Below are 18,488 nucleotides of genomic sequence, written 5' to 3'. Positions count from 1 at the left end.
TCCCGGCCCACCGCCGTTTTCCGCCGGTGGCGCCGACGCGCTCAGGGCGCGAGGGCGTCCATGGCCTTGTAGATCCGCTTGTCCGACACCGAGTAGCGGGTGCCGATCGTCTGGGCGAAGTAGCTCAGGCGCAGCTCCTCGATCATCCAGCGGATCTCGTCGAGCTTCTCGTGCGGCTCGTCGGCGGGGAAGCTCGCCCGCAGCGCGCGGTACTCCTCGTGCACCTCGTGCACGCGCTCCGTCCACTCGCGGTCGCGGCCGACGTTCTCGGTGAGCTTCTCCAGCCGCCGTTCGATCCCCCGCAGGTACCGCACGACGTCGGGCAGCCGGGCGGCACCGGCCTCGGTCACGAAGCCCTCGTGCACCAGGCCGCGCAACTGGGCGCGCGCGTCGTCGAGGGACGCCTCGAAGACCGGGCCGCGCACGGCCGCCAGCCGCAGCTCGACCTGCTGCGAGGCCTCCAGGACCTGCTGCACCCGCCCGACGACGTCGAACGTGGTGGCCTGGAGGTTGCGCCGCACGTGCTCCAGCAGCCGGGCGAACCCGGCCGCGTCCCACGCCGGGCCTCCGGCCTCGGTCGTCAACTGGTCCACCGACGCGGCGATGCAGTCGGCGAGCAGTGCGGCGACGCCGCCGTGCGGGTTGCGGGTCAGCGCGAGCTTCGCGGCGTTGCTCAGGCCGCGCTGGAGCATCTTCACCGGCGACGGCGTGTTGAGCAGCAGCAGGCGCCGGGTGCCCAGCCACATCGCGCCGCGCTGACGTCCCGGTGTGTCCATGACCCGCACACCGACCGTCTCGCCCTCGTCGACCAGGGCGGGGTGGACGGTGACGGTGAACCCGGACTGCTGCTGTTCGAGCGTGCGCGGCAGTTCACCGAGGTCCCAGGTGCGCATCCCGGTGCGCTCGACGTCGGCGGAGGCCGCGGACAGCGTGGCCCTGACCTCCTGCTTGAGCTGCTGCTTGAGCGCGCCGAGGTCCTTGCCCCTGGCGAGCGTCCTGTTCTCGTCGTCGACGACGGCGAAGGTGAGCTTGAGGTGCTCGGGAACCTGGTCGAGCTGCCACGCGTCGCGCGGCACGACGACACCGGTGAGGGACCGCAGCTCGCGTTCCAGCGCCGAGAGCAGCGAGTCCTCGTCCGGCGCGATCCGCTCCAGCACGGCGCGCGCGACGTCGGGCACGGGCACGAAGTTGCGGCGCAGCGGTTTGGGCAGCGAGCGGATCAGGGAGACGACGAGTTCGGTGCGCAGGCCGGGGATCTGCCAGGCGAACGCCTCGTCGCCGATCTGGGCGAGCACCGGCAGCGGCATCGCCACGGTGATGCCGTCGTCGCCGGAGCCGGGTTCGAAGTGGTAGCTCAGCGGCAGCTCCACGCCCCCGGAGGTCCAGGAGTCGGGGTAGGCGTTCTCGCTGACCCCGGCGCGGGGGTTGATCAGCATCTCGCGGGTGAAGCTCAGCAGGTCCGGCTGGTCGTGGCGGGTCTTCTTCCACCAGTTGTCGAAGTGCCGGGCGGAGACGACGTCGGCGGGGACGCGCTGGTCGTAGAACTCGAACAGGGTCTCCTCGTCGACGACGATGTCACGCCGCCGCGCGCGGTTCTCCAGCTCCTCCACCTCGGCCAGCAGGGCCCGGTTGGCGTGGTAGAAGCGGTGGTGCGTCGTCCAGTCGCCCTCCACGAGGGCGTGCCGGACGAACAGCTCGCGCGACAGCTCGGGGTCGATGCGCCCGTACTGGACCTTGCGGGCGGTCACGATCGGCACGCCGTAGAGGGTGACGCGCTCGGAGGCGACGACGGAACCGCGGCGGGCCTCCCAGTGCGGTTCGCTGTAGGTGCGCTTGACGAGGTGCCCGGCGAGCTTCTCCGCCCACTCGGGTTCGATCCGCGCCACGATGCGACCCCACAGCCGCGAGGTCTCCACCAGCTCCGCGGCCATCACCCACTGGGGTGGCTTCTTGAACAGCGCGGAGCCGGGGAACACCGCGAACTTGGCGTTGCGGGCACCGACGTACTCGGTCATCGCGCGGCGCGGCGCGTCGGCCTTACCGCGCTTGACGACGTCCTTGACGCCGATGTGCGACAGGAGCCCGGACAGCAGCGACAGGTGGATGTGCTGCGGGTCGGCCGGCTCGTCGCTCAGGTGCATGCCGAGGTTCTTGGCGACCTGGCGCAGCTGGGCGTAGATGTCCTGCCACTCGCGCACGCGCAGGTAGTTGAGGTGCTCGGCGCGGCACAGCTTGCGGAACTGGTTGCCCGACAGCTCGCGCTGCTTGCTCCGGACGTGGTTCCACAGGTTGAGGTAGGACAGGAAGTCGGAGGTGGGGTCCACGAACCGGGCGTGCGCCTGGGTCGCGGCCTCCTGCTTGTCGCTGGGCCGCTCGCGCGGGTCCTGGATGGACAGCGCCGCGGCGATGATCATCACCTCGCGGACGCAGCCGTTGCGGTCGGCCTCCAGGACCATGCGCGCGAGCCTCGGGTCCACCGGGAGCTGGGCGAGCTTGCGCCCCAGCGGGGTGAGGCGCTTCTGGGGGTCGGCCTGCGCCGGGTCGATCGCGCCGAGCTCGTGCAGCAGCTGCACGCCGTCGTTGATGTTGCGCGCGTCCGGGCCGTCGATGAACGGGAACGCGGCGATGTCGCCCAGACCGATGGCGGTCATCTGGAGGATGACCGACGCGAGGTTGGTGCGCAGGATCTCCGGGTCGGTGAACTCGGGGCGGGAGTCGAAGTCGTCCTCGGAGTACAGCCGGATGCAGATGCCCTCCGACACGCGGCCGCAGCGGCCCTTGCGCTGGTTGGCCGAGGCCTGCGAGACGGGTTCGATCGGCAGGCGCTGCACCTTGAGGCGGTGGCTGTAGCGGGAGATGCGGGCGTTGCCGGGGTCGACGACGTACTTGATGCCCGGCACGGTCAGCGACGTCTCGGCGACGTTGGTGGCCAGCACGACGCGCCGCCCGGTGTGGGCCTGGAACACCCGGTGCTGCTCCCCCACCGACAGCCGCGCGTACAGCGGCAGGATCTCGGTGTTGCGCAGCTCCAGCTGGTTGAGCGCGTCGGCGGTGTCGCGGATCTCCCGCTCGCCGGAGAGGAACACCAGCACGTCGCCGGGGCCCTCGGCCTGGAGCTCGGCGACGGCGTCGGCGATGGCCGTCGTCTGGTCGCGGTCGGGATCGGTGCCGGGGTCGTCGAGGTCCACGACGGGCCGGTAGCGGACCTCCACGGGGTAGGTGCGACCGGAGACCTCGATGATCGGCGCGTCGCCGAAGTGGCGGGAGAACCGCTCGGGGTCGATCGTGGCAGAGGTGATGACGACCTTGAGGTCGGGGCGGCGCGGCAGCAGCTGCTTGAGGTAGCCCAGCAGGAAGTCCACGTTGAGGCTGCGCTCGTGGGCCTCGTCGATGATGATCGTGTCGTAGCGCGAGAGCATCCGGTCGGTCTGGATCTCGGCGAGCAGGATGCCGTCGGTCATGAGCTTGACCAGGGTGTCGTCGCCGGACTGGTCGGTGAAGCGCACCTTGTAGCCCACGACGCCGCCCAGGGGGCCCTTCAGCTCGGCGGCGACGCGCTCGGCGACCGTGCGGGCGGCCAGCCGCCGCGGCTGGGTGTGCCCGATCTGGCCGCGCACCCCGCGTCCCAGCTCCAGGCAGATCTTGGGCAGCTGGGTGGTCTTGCCCGAGCCGGTCTCCCCGGCGACGATCACGACCTGGTGGTCGCGGATGAGCGCGGCGATGTCGTCCTTGCTCTGGCTGACCGGCAGTTCGGCGGGGTACTCGATCGGCGGCACGCCCTCGCGCCGCAGGGCCACCCGCAGCTCGGCCTCCTCGATCTCACCGGCGATGGCCGCGGCGGCGGAGGCTCTGGCCGCGGGGTCGCGGAGCTTGCGCGCGCCGTCGAGCCGGCGTTGCAGCCGCCGCTGGTCGCGCAGGGTCAACTCGGGCAGGCGTGTGTGCAGGTCGGCCAGTGCCGGTCCGGCGAGCGGGGTGTCCATACTGCTTCCAGTTTATGCGGCCCGGTCCACCACGACCTCTCAATATGTGTCGGTGGGTCGCTCTAGGCTGCGCGACATGGATCTCACCGGCTTCTGGGACCTGGTGGAGCGCTCGGCGAGCGCGGGTGAGAAGGACGCGCGAGCCGCGTGGCTGACGGCTCGGCTGGTGGAGCTGCCGGCGGAGGAGATCACCGGTTTCGCGGTGCGGTTGCAGGAGGTGCGCCGCCGCGCGGACACCTGGCTGCTGTGGGGCGCGGCGAACCTGTTGCAGCGGGGTCTGTGCTCCGACGAGGGCTTCCTGCACTTCCGGTCGTGGCTGGTGGGCCGGGGGCGCGAGGTGTTCGAGCGGGTCGTGGCCGATCCGGACGAGCTGGCCGGGCTGGAGTGCGTGCGGGCGGTCGCGCGGGTGCCGGTGAGCGCGTGGCGCGTCGAGGACTGGCAGGAGTGGGAGGCGCTCGACCACGTCGCCGCGACCGCCCACGAACGGGTGACGGGTGTGCGGTGCAGCCTGGAGGAGGCGCTGGCGGCGGCCGGGTGGCGGCCGGTACCGGCCCGGTCGCCGCACGACGAGCCGTGGGAGCTGGAGGACCCGGTCGAGTCGACGCGTCGTCTCCCCCGGCTGACGGCCCTGCTGGCCGGGGTCACGGCCTGATCGCCGGGGCCGGCGGAGTCCGGAAGCTCCGGACCGTGAACGGTTTGATCACCCGGTGTTACTTCACGAGCACGATGAGTTGTTGACGTTCAACAGAAGCACGGTCGGTCGGAGTGGTGCGATCGGCTCAGCGCACTGCGCCGATCGCACCACCGTCACCGGTGCCCGCCGAGGCGTTCCCCACCGCCCCCACCAGCCGCTTCTCCGCATTTCAGCGGCGTGCAAGACACCTTTGCAAAGGGGTGCCCGCGGCCCGCGGAGGGTTCCCACGGACTGGGACAAGCTACTGGCGAGGAAACATCCCTGAATACGATTCACCTGATCGCCACCACGGCCGGAGGCCCCGGACCACCCTGCACGGTCCGGGTCCCCCACCACCGCTCAGGCGGCGCCGGCGCTCCCGCCGACGACGGCGTCCGAGGAGGGCGCGTGCTCCGGCGGCGGGACCACTCCGGACAGGTCGCCGCCGTTGTCGTTGACGCGCAGCACGAAGGGGCGGGTCTCGGTGTACTGCACGACCGACACCGAGCAGGGGTCGACCACGATCCGCTGGAACCCGTCGAGGTGCACGCCCAGCGCGTCGGCGAGCACCGACTTGATGACGTCGCCGTGGCTGCACGCGATCCACACCGCGCGGGGACCGAACTCCGCCGAGATGCGCGCGTCGTGCGCGCGGACGGCGGCCACCGCGCGGGCCTGCACGGTCGCCAGCCCCTCCCCCTCGGGGAACACCGCCGCCGAGGGGTGCTGCTGGACGACCTTCCACAGCGGCTCGTCGAGCAGGTCCTTGAGCGCACGGCCGGTCCAGGCGCCGTAGTCGACCTCCGAGAGCGCGGGCTCGGCCACGGGGACGAGACCGCGGTCGGCCAGCAGCGGCGCGAGCGTCTCCTGGCAGCGCTGCAACGGCGAGTGGACCACGGCGTCGACGGGAACGCCCTTCAGGCGCTCGACCAGGCCGGTGGCCTGGGCGCGTCCGGCGTCGTCGAGGCCGACGCCGGTGGAGCGCCCGGCCAGCACCCCCGAGCCGTTGGCGGTGGAACGAGCGTGCCTCAACAGGATGACGGTGGCCACCACGCCACCCTAGGCGAGCAACGACGAAGGCCACCGCCGGGGCACCGGGGTGCCCTGCGACGGTGGCCTCGCGCGTCCGCTCAGGTGGCCGGCAGCAGGTTCATCGACAGCATCCCGATCAGCAGGATGCCCAGCAGCAACCGGTACCAGACGAACACCGAGTAGCTGTGCTTGGAGACGTACTGCAGCAGCCACTTGATGGTGACGTAACCCAGGACGAACGCCACGGCCGTCGCGACGATCATCTGCGGGATCGACGCCTGCACGCCCTCGCCGCCGCGGTCGAGCACGTCGGGGATGGAGAAGATCCCCGCGCCGAACACGGCGGGAATGGCGAGCAGGAAGGAGTACCGCGCCGCGGCCTCCCGGTTCAGGCCCAGGAACAGACCCGCGGTGAGCGTGCCGCCGGAGCGGGACACACCGGGGATCAGCGCCAGCGCCTGTGCCAGGCCCATGCCCACCGCGTCACGCAGCGTGAGCTGGTCACGCGCGTGCTTGGCGAGCTGGTCCGCCAGTCCCATCAGCAGACCGAACACGATCAGCATGATCGCGGTGATCCACAGGTTGCGCGCGGACGTGCGGATGACGTCCTTGAGCAGGAACCCGAGCACACTGATCGGGATGGACCCGATGATGACGTACCAGGCCAGCTTGTAGTCCTGGCTCTTGCGGGCCGCCGCGTCGAACAGCCCCCTGAACCAGGCCGCCAGCAGCCTTCCGATGTCCTTCGCGAAGTAGATCAGCACTGCCAGTTCCGTACCGAGCTGGATCACCGCCGTGAACGATGCTCCGGCGTCGTTGCCGAAGAACAGCGTCGAGGTGATCCGCACGTGCGCGGATGAGGACACGGGCAGGAATTCCGTCAGTCCTTGGACGATCCCGAGGACCAGAGCCTGCAACCAGCTCAACTACCCACTCCTGCCAGATCCAGAGCCTCGGCCGCGGTACGAAGCGCCGCGACACCCTGCTCCAGATCTTGCAGCATCGGTGAGAGCGTGAGAGTGGTGACCCCCGCCGCGGCCAGTGCCTGCATCTTCTCGGCGATGCGCGGTTTCGGGCCCAGCAGGGACGTGGCGTCGAGGAACTCCACCGGCAGGGCCGCCATGGCCCCGGCGTGGTCGCGGGCGAGGAACTTGTCCTGCACCTCGGCGGCCTCGGCGGCGAAGCCCATGCGCACGGCCAGGTCGTTGTAGAAGTTCTTCTGGCGGCTGCCCATGCCACCGACGTAGAGGGCGGCGTACCCGCGCACGGAGTCGGCCGCGGTGCTCCAGTCGTCCCCGACGACCAGCGGCACGGTGGGCACGACGTCGAAGCCCTCCATCGTCCTGCCGGCCTTCGCCCGGCCGGCGGCGACGGCGGCCAGCGAGTCGGCGGAGTGCTCGGGCGAGAAGAAGACGCCCAGCCAGCCGTCGGCGATCTCCCCGGCCAGCTCCAGGTTCTTCGGGCCGACGGCGGCCAGGTAGATCGGGATGCGCTCGCGCACCGGGTGCACGGTCAGGGTGAGCGCCTTGCCGGGGCCGTCGGGCAGCGGCAGGACGTGGTGCTGCCCCTGGTAGGACAGCCTCTCCCGGCGCAGCGCCTTCGTGACGACGTCGACGTACTCGCGGGTGCGCGACAGCGGCTTGTCGAACCGCACGCCGTGCCAGCCCTCCGACACCTGCGGCCCGGACACGCCCAGGCCCATGCGGAAGCGCCCGCCCGACAGCGTGTCCAGCGTCGCGGCGGTCATCGCGGCCATGGCCGGTGTCCGCGCGGGGATCTGGAAGATCGCGCTGCCGACGTCCACGCGCTCGGTCTGCGCCGCCACCCACGCCAGCACGGTCGCGGCGTCGGAGCCGTAGGCCTCCGCCGCCCACACCACGGAGAAGCCGAGCCGGTCGGCCTCCCTGGCGAGTTCGAGGTTGGCGGCGTCGTTGCCGGCGCCCCAGTATCCGAGGTTCAGTCCCAGTCGCACTCCGCGCACGCTACCGGCGGGTAACACCTCGCGCCAGGGCGGGCTCGCCGAAGATCCGCGATGGTCAGGCCGACCGGGGCAGGAGCATTTAGGCTCCCGCACGTGCAGCACCGACAGCTCGGCCGCAGCGGCCTTCGCGCATCCAGGATGGCTCTGGGAACCCTGTCGTGGGGCAGCGACACGGACGCCGACGAGGCCGCCACGCAGCTGCTGGCCTTCGTCGACGCGGGCGGCACCCTCGTCGACACCGCCGACGTCTACGCCGAGGGCGAGTGCGAGCGCATCCTCGGCGGGCTGCTCGGCGACCTGGTGCCCCGCGACGACGTGGTGATCGCGACCAAGGCGGTGGCGCGCCGCGACGACGGACCGTTCGGCGGCGGCGCGTCGCGGGGCGCCCTGCTGGCCGCGCTGGAGGGCTCGCTGCGACGCCTGGGCGTGGACCACGTCGACCTGTGGCAGCTGCACGCCTGGGACGCCAGCACACCGCTGGAGGAGACCCTCGCGACGATCGACAGCGCCGTGAGCAGCGGCAAGGTGCGCTACGCCGGTGTGTCGAACTACGCGGGCTGGCAGCTCGCGACGGCGGCGGCCGCGCAGCGCGGCCGCACGCCCATCGTCTCGGCGCAGGTGGAGTACTCGCTGCTGGAGCGCGGGGTGGAGCGGGAGGTCGTGCCCGCGGCGGCGCACCACGGGATCGGCCTGCTGCCCTGGGCCCCGCTGGGACGGGGCGTGCTGACCGGCAAGTACCGCAACGGCACGCCGCCGGACTCCCGCGGCGCGTCCGCGCACATGGCCGGGTACGTCGAGCAGCACCGCACCGAACGTGCGGCGCGCATCGTGCAGGCGGTGGCGACGGCCGCCGACGGGCTCGGCACCTCGCCGCTGTGCGTGGCGCTGGCGTGGGTGCGCGACCGTCCGGGAGTGGTCGCGCCGGTGGTCGGAGCGCGCGACACCCAGCAGCTCGCGGGGTCGCTGGCGGCCGAGGAGCTGACGTTGCCCCCGGCCATCCGGGCGGCGCTGGACGACGTGAGCGCGATCGAGCTGAGCTACCCCGAGCGACGCATGCTCTGACCGGGCGTCCACGGAGGTGTGGGGCACGACACCTCCGTGTTCGCGATGTTCGTCTTCTATGCCCGGAAACTCCGCCTACTACTCCGCGCCACTTGTCAATACGCTCGATCGGGTGATCAATGCTGACCCCGCCTCACTCACCCGACGCTCCCTGTTCGGTCTCACCGCCGGCGCCGCGGCCACCATCGCCGGCACCGGTGCCGTCGCATCGGCCTCCACCGAGTCAGCCCGCGACCCCCGCGCCACCGAGCTGACGGCCGAGCAGGCGTGGCGGACGCTCGCCGAGGGCAACGCGCGCTTCGTCTCCGGCCACCAGCGTCACCCGCACGAGTCCCTGCGCTGGCGCGAGAGCCTGGTCGACGGCCAGCACCCCTTCGCCGTCGTGCTCGGCTGCGCCGACTCGCGCGTGGCGCCGGAACTGGTCTTCGACGAGGGCCTGGGCGACCTGTTCGTCATCCGCGCCGCCGGTGAGGTGCTCGACACCAGCGTCGTCGGCAGCATCGAGTACGCCGTCGAGCACCTCTCCGTGCCGCTGATCGTCGTGCTCGGCCACGAGAAGTGCGGCGCGGTGTCCGCCACGATCGACGTGGTGCGCGGCACGGGCAGCGTCAGCGGCGACATCAGCACGCTGGTGCGCTCCGTCGAACCGGCCGTCCGCGCCACTCCCGCCAACCCGGACGCGGCCGCGTTCCTGGCCGCCTGCGTCGCCGAGCAGGCCCGGCGCACCGCCGCGATCCTGCAGGAGCGCTCCGACATCATCAGCGGCGCGGTCGCCGAGCACGGCGTGCAGGTCGTCGCCGCGACCTACGAGCTCACCACGGGAAAGGTCACCCGTTTGGGCTGATCGGGTGCTCCGCGCCACTTCTGGCACGCCCCGTGCGTGACCGCCCGCCCCTCGTCGGGGATGCTGGTGGTCCAGTTCCGCGCAGGCGCAGGAGGACCGACGTTGCTTCGCAAGGCCGCCGTGCTGTTCACCAGCGCACTGCTGGTGGCCGGCTGTTCCACCGGTGAGCGGTCCGACGATCCGCTCCAGCTCGCCGCGAACCCGGAGGCCGCGAAGCCCGCCACCTCCCCCGAGCAGACCACCGCCCCCGCCGGGGAGGTGCTGCCGCTGGACGGCGTGGTCACCGCGCTCGCGTTCGACGCCTCGACGGCCACCCTCGCGGTGGCCGTCGCCGAACCGCCGTCGGTGCTGCTCTACGACACCGGCAACCTCGCCGCCGCGCCGCGCAGCACGCCGCTGCCCGGTCCGGCGGTGCGGCTGACCGGCGCCGGCGGCCGGCTCACCGCGAGCGTCCCGGACGCCGACGAGATCGTGCGCGTCGCCCTGCCCGGCGGTGAGGCCACCGCCGTGCCCGTGGCCGACGGTCCCACCGACACCACGACCGTGGGCGACCGCACGCTGCTCGCCCAGCGCGACACCCGGCGGGTCACCGTCCTGAGCGGCGGAGACCCCGGCGGCACCGAGGTGCAGCGCAGCATCAGCGGCTTGCAGAGCCCCGACCAGCTGCTCGTCACCGGCGACCACGTCGTGGTCGTGGACCGCCTGCGCAGCGCCCTGTTCGACCTCGACCCGGCCTCCGACACGCTCGGCGCGGGACTGCGCGCCGGTGACGGAGCCGCCAACGCCGTCGCCGACCGCTACGACCGCGTCCTGGTCACCGACGCCCGCGGTGGCGAGCTGCTCGTGTTCTCCACCGATCCGGTGATCATGCGGCAGCGCTACCCGGTGCCCGGCACCCCGTGGGCCATCGCCTACGACCCCGAGCGCGACCTCGCCTGGATCACCCTCACCGGGACCAACGAGGTCGTCGGTCTCGACGTCGCGGGCGGCGAGCCCGAGGAGCGCGCCCGTTTCGCCACCGTCCACCAGCCCGATTCCATCGCGGTCGATCCGGGCACCGGACGAGTGTTCATCGCATCGGCGGACCGCGGAGGGATCCAGGTGGTGCAGCCATGAGCGACGGAGTCGGCGACGGGGAATGGGAGTACCGGCCGCTGCGCTTCCCGCCGGGGGTGTCGCGGCGGCTGGCCACCCAGCAGCTCGCCATCAACGCGGAGCTCTCCGGCTGGGAGCTGTGCCGCACCCTGCTCTTCGGTGACGGCACCCGCAAGATCTGGCTGCGCCGCAAGCGCACCGCCGCGACGCTGGCCGGGCCGATCACCTGACGCGGAGGAGGGCTAGCGGAAGTCCTCCACGTGGTCGCACGCCCACTGCGCGAACGTCCTGGCGGGGCGTCCGGTCACCTGCTGCACGCCGGGGACCGGCGCGATCGAGGAGAACATCTCGGCGAGCTCCTGCTCGGTGAACCCCTCCTGCGCCTCGGAGTAGGGCTCGAACCCGAGCAGGAAGTCGGCGTTGGCCGCGGCCCAGCCGCCCTGCGCCTTCAGCAGTTCCAGCGCGCGCTCCCGCGTCACCTCCTCGTGGCGCACCTCCTCCCCCAGCGCGGCGCCGATCGCCGCGACCTTGTCCGCCGTGGTGAGGACCTCCGGTCCGGTGAGGGAGTACGCCGCACCCGCGTGCCCGTCCTCCAGCAACGCGGCAACCGCCACCGCGGCGACGTCCGCCTCGTGCACCGGCACGCTGGGGATCTCGTCGTGCGGATAGCGCACCACGCGTTCCGCCCGCACCGACGGGCCCCACAGGTGCAGCACGTTGGAGCAGAACTCCCCCGGCCGCACGTGGGTCCACTCCACGCCGGAGTCCTCCGCGGCCCGTTCCACCGGCAGGTGGAAGTCGGAGTCGAGCCCGGCCTCGACCGCGCCGGAGGACAGCACGACGATCCGCCGCACCCCGGCGCGGACCGCCAGCTCGACCACCTCCCGCGCCGTGCGCGCCACCGGGAACAGGTACATCCGCTCCACTCCGCGCACCGCGTCCACCAGCGAGGACGGGTCGTCCAGATCGCCGGCGACGACCTCGACACCGGCGGCGAACCGAGCGGTCGACGGTGTCCTGGTCATCGCCCGCACCCGCTCACCCGCCTCGGCGAGCTGGGCCACCACGTGACGTCCCACGAAGCCCGTCGCACCGGTCACCAGGATCGTCACGACCGCACACCTCCGATTCCGTGTTCGAGAGTTCTCGTCACCAGCGCGGCGACCCCGTGCCGGGGCAGCGCGCCCTCCGCGGCCTCGGTGACCCCGGTGTAGACCAGGGCGTGGAGCACCTGCTCGATCCACCGGGGGCTGAGCTCGGGGTCGAACACCCCCTCCGCCCGGCCGCGCCGGACCAGGTCGACCACCGACTCCTGCGGGTCGACCGCTCCGCCGCCCCCGTCCAGCACCCGCGGATCGCCGAACAGGAACATCAGGCGGTCGCCCACGTCGACCAGCGCCGTCACCAGGCGGCGCAGCGCCTCGATCGCGGGACCCTCGTGGATCGCCGCCGCGGCCACCGACTCCTCCAGCACCCGCAGCGAGTCCTCCACGACCGCGGCCACCAGCTCGTCGCGGTCGGAGAAGTAGCGGTGCAGGGTGCTGCGGCTGACGTCCGCCGCGTAGGCGATGTCGGCCAGGGTCGCCGAGCGGTCGCGGCTCAGGGTCTGCGCGGCCGCCGCGAGGACGGCTCGACGGGTGCGGCTGCGAGTTCCGGACTCCTCGTCAGTGCTCATGCTCCCACCATAGGACACAGAAGAACATTTTTGGGACTCCCGTGTCCCAAAGAGGTCGGTATACGATGGAGGACGTTCAGCTCTGGCCGGTGCCGCACGACGAGCACCGGTCTCGCCGATCCCGTTGAGCACCACGGGCGTGGTACTACAGCTGTGGTGGAACGGGCTCCGCATCGCGGAACCCGTCGCGCGGCCGCCCGCGCCATCCGCAGCAGGTGCCGGAGGGCGTGCGCCAGGGCGTCGCGCGCCCGCAACTCCTCACCCCGGCCGCGCACCTGGTGCGCGAGGACGAGTCAGTCGGCGAACCGGCCGCACAACTCCTCGGTGTCCACGACCTCCTCCGGGTGCTCGGGCACGGATGCGAGCACCGGACGCAGCGCACCCCTGCGGTCGACGACCACCATGCGATCGACGGACGCGCCGCGAGCGGGTCACTCGCCCACCACGGAGACGTCCTCGGCGGACCAGAAGTGGAACTCCCCGCGGATCGGACCGGGGAAGAACACGACGTGCGTGCCGAACTCGTTGCGCACCAGGTGGTTCACCGGCCCCCTGCACGAACGACCCGTACATCAGGGCCGCGTCGAACTGGGCATCGGCGGGCGTGCGCGACCGAGGAGCCGCGGTGAACTGCTGCGACAGCAGCGCCGGGCCGCTCCGGGGCGCCGCGGTTCCGCGCTGTTGCGGGACCGGCGGGCAGCACGGCGGCCTCGTTCCCCGTGTTACGGGTTCGCGTGGGGCGAACCCCGCACCGGGGCGCGGTACTCCGGTGTCACCAGACCGTTCCGCTTCAGCCAGTCCGGAGCCCTGGCGCGCAGCCACGCGTTGATCTCCCGGTAGACGTCGACGTTGTCGACCCAGCCCTTCTTGGAGGTGGCGAACCGCTCGAACTGCTCACCCGCGCCGGCGTCGAGCAGCGCGAGGACGTCGTTGTCGCGCCAGTTGCCCGGCACGACGCGCTGGAAGGCGTCGCCCCGAGACCAGATGAAGGACAGGTTCACCCCCGGCACGTACACGGCCGACCGCGGCAGGCCGGGCACTACGACAGCCTCGACGCACCCGGCGGGAGCCACAGCCCCGACGGTGCCGCTCGCGCCACCGTCGGGGCGCCGGGCTCCCCCGGTGCGGGCAGTTCGAGCAGGGCCAGCGCGGTGTCGGCCGCGATCCCCTCGTGGCTCCAGACCACGTTCCCCACGTTCGGGTGGCGCACTCCCTTCTCCCTGGCCGCGCACGCCTCGTGCTCGCTCCACAGGTGGATGCGGTCGAAGTACCCGTGCCACCCGAACGAGCCGACGACCACCTCGATCTCTCCCTCGTGGTCGCGGAGGGCCTGGAAGAAGAATCCTCGATCGACCAGCATCCGCAGCGATTCCAGCACCATGCGTCAAGTAGACAGCGTGACCACTGGCCGGTCCATTCCGCGAATGTGATTCGTTCGGGGGAATCGGATCGGCGGTCACCGTTTTCTGTCGGACCCCGCCAATACTGTCGTCCCACGACCACGGGGAGGAAGCATGGGGATGCGACGGGACTCGACGGCGCGCAGCCGCCAACTGGGAGACGAACTGCGCGCCAAGCGCCGGGCGGCGGGATTGTCCGGGGTGGCGCTGTGCGAACTGCTGGGCTGGACGTCCGCGCGGCTGAGCAAGCTGGAGAACGGCGAGCGCGGGACCGCCGACGTCGACGTGGCGGCCCACCTGGCGGTGTGCGGGGTGACGGGGGCGGAGTTCAAGCGTCTCCTGGCCCTGAGCAGGGCTTCCCCCGGTGACGTGTGGGTGCAGCCCCTGGGGCCCGAACCGGCCGACCGGCTGCCGAGACTCCTGGTGGAACGGGCCCGCGCGACCGAGATCACCGGTTACGACACCATGCTCGTGCCCGCCCTGCTGCGCGCTCCCGACTACGTCCACGCAATCACTTCAAATGTACCGGTTGAAATGCACCTCGACCGCGAGAGTTCACTCCGGGGGGTGAAAACCACCTTTTACGTCGAGGAACAGGCGCTGCACCGCGTGATCGGCGGTCGGGCGGTGATGCACGACCAGATGATGCACCTGCTCCTGAGCCCGGCGACCGTTCGCGTGGTTCCGTCGCGATTCGGATTCCACGGTGGCGTGTTCGGCGCTTTCACCCTGTTCGACACCGTCGACGACCGTCCCGTGGTGGTGCAGGAACTGCTCGTCGGCAACGCCTACTGCGAAAGTGCCGAGCACGTCGCGCGCTACCGCGCCGCCCTCGACGCGGTGGCGGGTTCGGCCCTCGACGTGGAGCGTTCCCGGAACGTGCTGGCGGAGCTGGCCGACCACTTCGGCGACCGGGCGGGAAGCCCGGTCCGCGAGCCTTCGACGAGTTCCCGGTGAACGCGCCGCCCGCGACGCGCGTGGACGCGGGAGCCGCTCGACCGGTCGCACGCGCTGCCGAGACCGACGGCGATCCTGATCGTCTCCGGGCACCGGGAGAGTCCGCACCGCTGAACCCGCCGAGTCCCGGACGAACACCCCCGCTGGTCCACGACTCCGACGGACCGCACCGCCGCTGCCGCGAGATGGCCGGGGCGACGCCGGACGTCGGTGCCCCGGCGAAGCGGGTCGCTGCGGCGATGCCCGACGCGGAGCCCGCACCCGACCGGCTCCTGCGCCGGAGAGTCCGGCTGCGGAGCCCGCGGGGAGGGAGGGCGTGCTCGTCGGCGGTTCCGGCTTCACGAGTCGCCGCGCGCACCGCCTTCCCGGACGGGGCGCCCGGCCGGTCGAGGCCACAGTGGACGGTTGCACGACGGTCGTGCCGAAGCGTTCCGCCGAGGTCGTGCGGTCCGGTCGGGCGTCTTGCCCTCGCCGACGAGAGGTCCTACGATTCGCGGCACGTGCCACCGCGTCTGGCCGCGACGAGGTCGTGGTGATGGAGGTGGCACAACACCGGGAACACCCATGACCGCTCTGCACCACCTCATCATCGCCGTGTCGGACCGGGACGCCGCGACCCGCTACCTCGTGGATCTCCTCGAACTGCGGGAGCCCTGGGAGAACGGCTTCTTCCAGTCGGTTCAGCTCGACGACCACGTGGTCGTCAACTTCGCCGCTCCGCCCGTCGAGATCCAGCCGCAGCACTACGCCTTCCTCGTCGACGACGACCACTTCGACCGGATCAGGTCCAGGTTCGACGCCGAGGGCACGCCCTACACCGCCGATCCGCCAGGCCGCAGACCGAACGAGATCGGCGTCTTCAACGGTGACGGCACGGGCCGGAGGCTGTACTTCTCCGGCCCGGACGGGCACATGCTCGAAGTGATCACCGCCCGCTACGACGACGTCCCGCAGCGGTCCCGATCAGGACCACCGGGATCGTGAGCACCACCGCTCACCGCTGACCGGCACAGCTCGATCCGCGGCACTCGCCCCGTCGTCACGCCGTCCCCTCCGCGGCGCGACGACGGGGCGAGCAGCGCAGAGCAGCCGCGGGGCTCCCCGCACGACGCAGCGCTCCGGGCAGCGCCGTCCTCCGGTCCTCGGCCCGATGCACCGGTCCGGCTCGCTCGACCGCACACCGCGCTGCTCCCGGAGCGTCCGGTGGACGACCGAGCCGACGTGCGCCTCCCGCCGGACCGCTCATTCCGCAGAACGGTCCGAGCACTCGCGGAGTTCCGTCCACGACCGCTGTCAGGACCTGATCGGGGTCGTCCTACCCGCGCCGCCGGGCCGAACAGCCCGGGCACACCGCAGACCGGGCGCCGGGTCCACCCCGCCGCACACCCGCCGGACCTCGACGTCCCGCCGGTCCCGGCCAGGGGGCGTGTCACACCCGTCGGGCCGCCACAGCAGCGAGCCGGAGGATCTGCGCGGCGACCTCGGCGGGCCGCTCCAGCGGCAGCATGTGCCCGGCGTCGTCGAGCACCACGACCTCGCCGTCCTCGACCGCCGCGACCAGAGCGCGGGCGTTGGACTCCGGACACAGCCGGTCCTCGTCGCCCACCACCGCGATCACCGGGCGCTCCCCCGCCACGGTCAGCGCGGCCTCGCGGTCGTGGCGGTCGACGGCGGGGCGGAACAGCGCCACCGTCTCCGGCCAGTGCGACCACACCATCTCGGCGGTCAGGTCCACGTCCTCCTGCCGCGGTTCGTCGCCGAACAACCACCACCGCAGGCCGGCCGTCTTCGCGGGCTCGATCTTGTCCCGCACCGCCCGCACGATCGGCCCGAAGGCCCGCTCCAGCTCGCGCACGAGCTTGCCGACGGACTTCGGCCAGGCCAGCGACGACTCGCTGAGACCGTTGGTCGCCGTCGCGAGGAACACCGTGCCCACGACCCGCTGGCGGAACAGCATCGGCCTGCGCTCGGCCGTCGTCATCGCCACCATGCCGCCCATCGAGTGCCCGACGACGACCACTGGTCCCTGCGGCGCGGCGCGCTCGATCAGCTCCCCGAGGTCGTCGGCGAGCTGATCGGTGGTCGCCGTCTCCTCCGTGGCCGGGTCCGAGCCGCCGTGACCGCGCTGGTCGTAGGCGATGACGTGGACCGGCCCGCTCGCCGTCAGCTCGGCGACCACCCGGTGCCAGCTGCGGTGGTCGAGCGCGTAGCCGTGGACCAGGACCACGGTCAGGCCCGCCTCGGGTGTGCCCGCGCGAACCAGGTTCAGCCCGGTCCCGTCCTCCAGCAGCAGCCGCTCGGCACCCATGCCAGTCACCTCTCGCCCGACGGTCGTCACAGGCGGATCAACGAGGGACGCCTCCGCTGGTCACGCGGATCGACGGTCGACCGGTCGGGGCGGCGCGCGACCTCACCGCCCCGACCCGGCTCACGAGTTGCGCAGGAAGCGCTCCAGGACCCGGACGCCGAACCGGAGGGCGTCCACCGGCACGCGCTCGTCCACACCGTGGAACAGACCGGAGAAGTCCAGGTCCGCGGGCAGCTTCAGCGGGGCGAAGCCGAAGTTGCGGATGCCGAGCTGCTGGAACGACTTGGCGTCCGTGCCGCCCGACAGCATGTACGGCAGCACCTTGGCGCCGGGGTCCTCGGCCGTGATCGACGCGGTCATCGCGTCCACGAGGGCCCCGTCGAACGTGGTCTCCACCGGCGGCAGGCCCACCCACTCGCGCTCGACGTCCGGCCCGAGCAGCTCGGCCAGCTCGCGGTCGAACGCCTCCTCGCGACCCGGCAGGATGCGGCAGTCCACGGTGGCCTCGGCCACCGAGGGGATGACGTTGGCCTTGTAGCCGGCCGACAGCATCGTCGGGTTCGCGGTGTCGCGCAGCGTCGCGCCGATCATCCGGGACAGCGCGCCGAGCTTGCCCACCGCGCCGTCGAGGTCGTCGTCGGGGAAGTCGAGCCCGGTGATCTCGGTGACGCCGTCGAGGAACTCGCGGACCGAGGGCCTCATGACGATCGGGAAGCGGTGCTGACCGAGCTTGGCGACCGCCTCGGCGAGCTTCGCCACGGCGTTGTCCCGGTGGATCATGGACCCGTGCCCGGCCGTGCCGCGCACCCTCAGCGTCAGCCAGCGGATGCCCTTCTCCGCCGTCTCGACGAGGTAGGCGCGGACGTCGTCCTTCAGGGTGATGGAGAAGCCGCCCACCTCGCTGATGGCTTCGGTCACGCCCTCGAACAGCTCGGGCCGGTTGTCGACGAGCCACTTCGCGCCGTAGAAGCCGCCCGCCTCCTCGTCGGCGAGGAACGCGAACACGATGTCACGCGGCGGGACGATCCCGTCCCGCTTGAAGCGCCGGGCGACGGCCAGAGACATCGCCACCATGTCCTTCATGTCGACCGCGCCGCGGCCCCACACGTAGCCGTCGTGCACGGCTCCGGAGAAGGGGTGCACCGACCACTCCGACGGGTCGGCCGGAACGACGTCCAGGTGCCCGTGCACGAGCAGCGCGCCCCGCGACGGGTCGGCGCCGCTCAGCCGGGCGATCACGTTGCCGCGCCCTCTGGCGCCGGACTCCACGTAGGTCGTCTCGTACCCGACCTCGGCGAGCTTCTCGGCGACCCACTCGGCGGCCTCGCGCTCCCCGACCACCGTCGTCGGGTCACCGGTGTTCGTGGTGTCGATCCTGATCAGCTCGCTGGCGAGCATCACCACTTCGTCCTGCGCGAGCTCCAGCCCGCCACCTGAGTTCGTCACGGGGACTTCCTACCACCGCGACCGCCGGACCTGCG

The 18,488-nt window shown here is 72.0% G+C and carries 17 protein-coding genes; 7 read left to right on the top strand and 10 right to left on the bottom strand.

The annotated features are described in order from the left end of the window. Positions 1–41: 41 nt before the first annotated feature. On the bottom strand, positions 42–3,980 hold the full coding sequence (gene hrpA / locus IMZ35_RS27480) for an ATP-dependent RNA helicase HrpA (RefSeq protein ID WP_199444102.1): 3,939 nt from the start codon (positions 3,978–3,980) through the stop codon (positions 42–44). Between the two features lie 76 nt (positions 3,981–4,056). On the opposite strand from hrpA, the gene IMZ35_RS27475 reads away from it, so the two are divergent. Then, positions 4,057–4,632 (top strand): DUF4240 domain-containing protein, encoded by a 576-nt coding sequence (locus IMZ35_RS27475; RefSeq protein ID WP_199444101.1) that lies wholly within the window; start codon positions 4,057–4,059, stop codon positions 4,630–4,632. Positions 4,633–5,013: 381 nt separating this feature from the next. Here the strand turns inward: IMZ35_RS27475 and IMZ35_RS27470 are convergent, their stop codons facing one another. The 3 genes from IMZ35_RS27470 to IMZ35_RS27460 all read right to left on the bottom strand — a co-directional run bounded on the left by IMZ35_RS27470 (position 5,014) and on the right by IMZ35_RS27460 (position 7,657). Continuing rightward, a complete protein-coding gene (locus IMZ35_RS27470; protein WP_199444100.1) occupies positions 5,014–5,703 on the bottom strand; it encodes a histidine phosphatase family protein in 690 nt (229 codons plus the stop codon). 80 nt (positions 5,704–5,783) lie between these two features. Continuing rightward, a complete protein-coding gene (locus IMZ35_RS27465) occupies positions 5,784–6,611 on the bottom strand; it encodes an undecaprenyl-diphosphate phosphatase (protein WP_199444099.1) in 828 nt (275 codons plus the stop codon). Further along, positions 6,608–7,657 (bottom strand): LLM class F420-dependent oxidoreductase, encoded by a 1,050-nt coding sequence (locus IMZ35_RS27460; protein WP_199444098.1) that lies wholly within the window; start codon positions 7,655–7,657, stop codon positions 6,608–6,610. The genes IMZ35_RS27465 and IMZ35_RS27460 overlap by 4 nt, the downstream gene beginning before the upstream one ends. A 102-nt stretch (positions 7,658–7,759) precedes the next feature. Here IMZ35_RS27460 and IMZ35_RS27455 point away from each other — a divergent pair, with 102 nt between their 5' ends. The 4 genes from IMZ35_RS27455 to IMZ35_RS27440 all read left to right on the top strand — a co-directional run bounded on the left by IMZ35_RS27455 (position 7,760) and on the right by IMZ35_RS27440 (position 10,897). Next, entirely contained in the window at positions 7,760–8,728 is a 969-nt protein-coding gene (locus IMZ35_RS27455; protein ID WP_199444097.1) for an aldo/keto reductase, read from the top strand. Positions 8,729–8,840: 112 nt separating this feature from the next. Next, positions 8,841–9,572, top strand: a complete 732-nt coding sequence (locus tag IMZ35_RS27450) for a carbonic anhydrase (RefSeq protein WP_199444096.1) — start codon at positions 8,841–8,843, stop codon at positions 9,570–9,572. Positions 9,573–9,674: 102 nt separating this feature from the next. After that, positions 9,675–10,688, top strand: coding sequence for a YncE family protein (locus IMZ35_RS27445; protein WP_199444095.1), 1,014 nt, complete (start codon positions 9,675–9,677; stop codon positions 10,686–10,688). After that, a complete protein-coding gene (locus IMZ35_RS27440) occupies positions 10,685–10,897 on the top strand; it encodes a DUF5703 family protein (protein WP_199444094.1) in 213 nt (70 codons plus the stop codon). Before IMZ35_RS27445 ends, IMZ35_RS27440 begins: the two co-directional genes overlap by 4 nt. 12 nt (positions 10,898–10,909) lie before the next feature. Here IMZ35_RS27440 and IMZ35_RS27435 read toward each other — a convergent pair whose 3' ends face one another. The 4 genes from IMZ35_RS27435 to IMZ35_RS27420 all read right to left on the bottom strand — a co-directional run bounded on the left by IMZ35_RS27435 (position 10,910) and on the right by IMZ35_RS27420 (position 13,723). After that, entirely contained in the window at positions 10,910–11,779 is an 870-nt protein-coding gene (locus IMZ35_RS27435; RefSeq protein WP_199444093.1) for an NAD(P)H-binding protein, read from the bottom strand. Continuing rightward, complete coding sequence (locus IMZ35_RS27430; protein WP_199444092.1) at positions 11,776–12,342, bottom strand: TetR/AcrR family transcriptional regulator; 567 nt, start codon at positions 12,340–12,342, stop codon at positions 11,776–11,778. Before IMZ35_RS27430 ends, IMZ35_RS27435 begins: the two co-directional genes overlap by 4 nt. 722 nt (positions 12,343–13,064) lie before the next feature. Further along, positions 13,065–13,382, bottom strand: a complete 318-nt coding sequence (locus tag IMZ35_RS27425) for a hypothetical protein (protein WP_199444091.1) — start codon at positions 13,380–13,382, stop codon at positions 13,065–13,067. Then, positions 13,382–13,723: a hypothetical protein gene (locus IMZ35_RS27420; protein WP_199444090.1), complete on the bottom strand. Its 342-nt coding sequence runs from the start codon at positions 13,721–13,723 to the stop codon at positions 13,382–13,384. The genes IMZ35_RS27425 and IMZ35_RS27420 overlap by 1 nt, the downstream gene beginning before the upstream one ends. 133 nt (positions 13,724–13,856) lie before the next feature. Between IMZ35_RS27420 and IMZ35_RS27415 the strand changes: the two genes are divergently transcribed. Both IMZ35_RS27415 and IMZ35_RS27410 read left to right on the top strand, forming a co-directional pair. After that, positions 13,857–14,699, top strand: a complete 843-nt coding sequence (locus tag IMZ35_RS27415) for a helix-turn-helix domain-containing protein (protein ID WP_199444089.1) — start codon at positions 13,857–13,859, stop codon at positions 14,697–14,699. Between the two features lie 564 nt (positions 14,700–15,263). Beyond that, positions 15,264–15,683, top strand: coding sequence for a VOC family protein (locus tag IMZ35_RS27410; RefSeq protein ID WP_199444088.1), 420 nt, complete (start codon positions 15,264–15,266; stop codon positions 15,681–15,683). 445 nt (positions 15,684–16,128) lie between these two features. On the opposite strand, the gene IMZ35_RS27405 is transcribed toward IMZ35_RS27410, so the two are convergent. Next, complete coding sequence (locus tag IMZ35_RS27405) at positions 16,129–17,007, bottom strand: alpha/beta fold hydrolase (RefSeq protein WP_199444087.1); 879 nt, start codon at positions 17,005–17,007, stop codon at positions 16,129–16,131. 120 nt (positions 17,008–17,127) lie between these two features. Then, positions 17,128–18,453, bottom strand: coding sequence for a M20/M25/M40 family metallo-hydrolase (locus IMZ35_RS27400; protein ID WP_199444086.1), 1,326 nt, complete (start codon positions 18,451–18,453; stop codon positions 17,128–17,130). Positions 18,454–18,488: the final 35 nt, after the last annotated feature.

Source organism: Umezawaea beigongshangensis (assembly GCF_016464305.1).
Taxonomy (GTDB): domain Bacteria; phylum Actinomycetota; class Actinomycetes; order Mycobacteriales; family Pseudonocardiaceae; genus Umezawaea_A; species Umezawaea_A beigongshangensis.
This window is presented reverse-complemented; position numbering and strand designations above follow the sequence as displayed.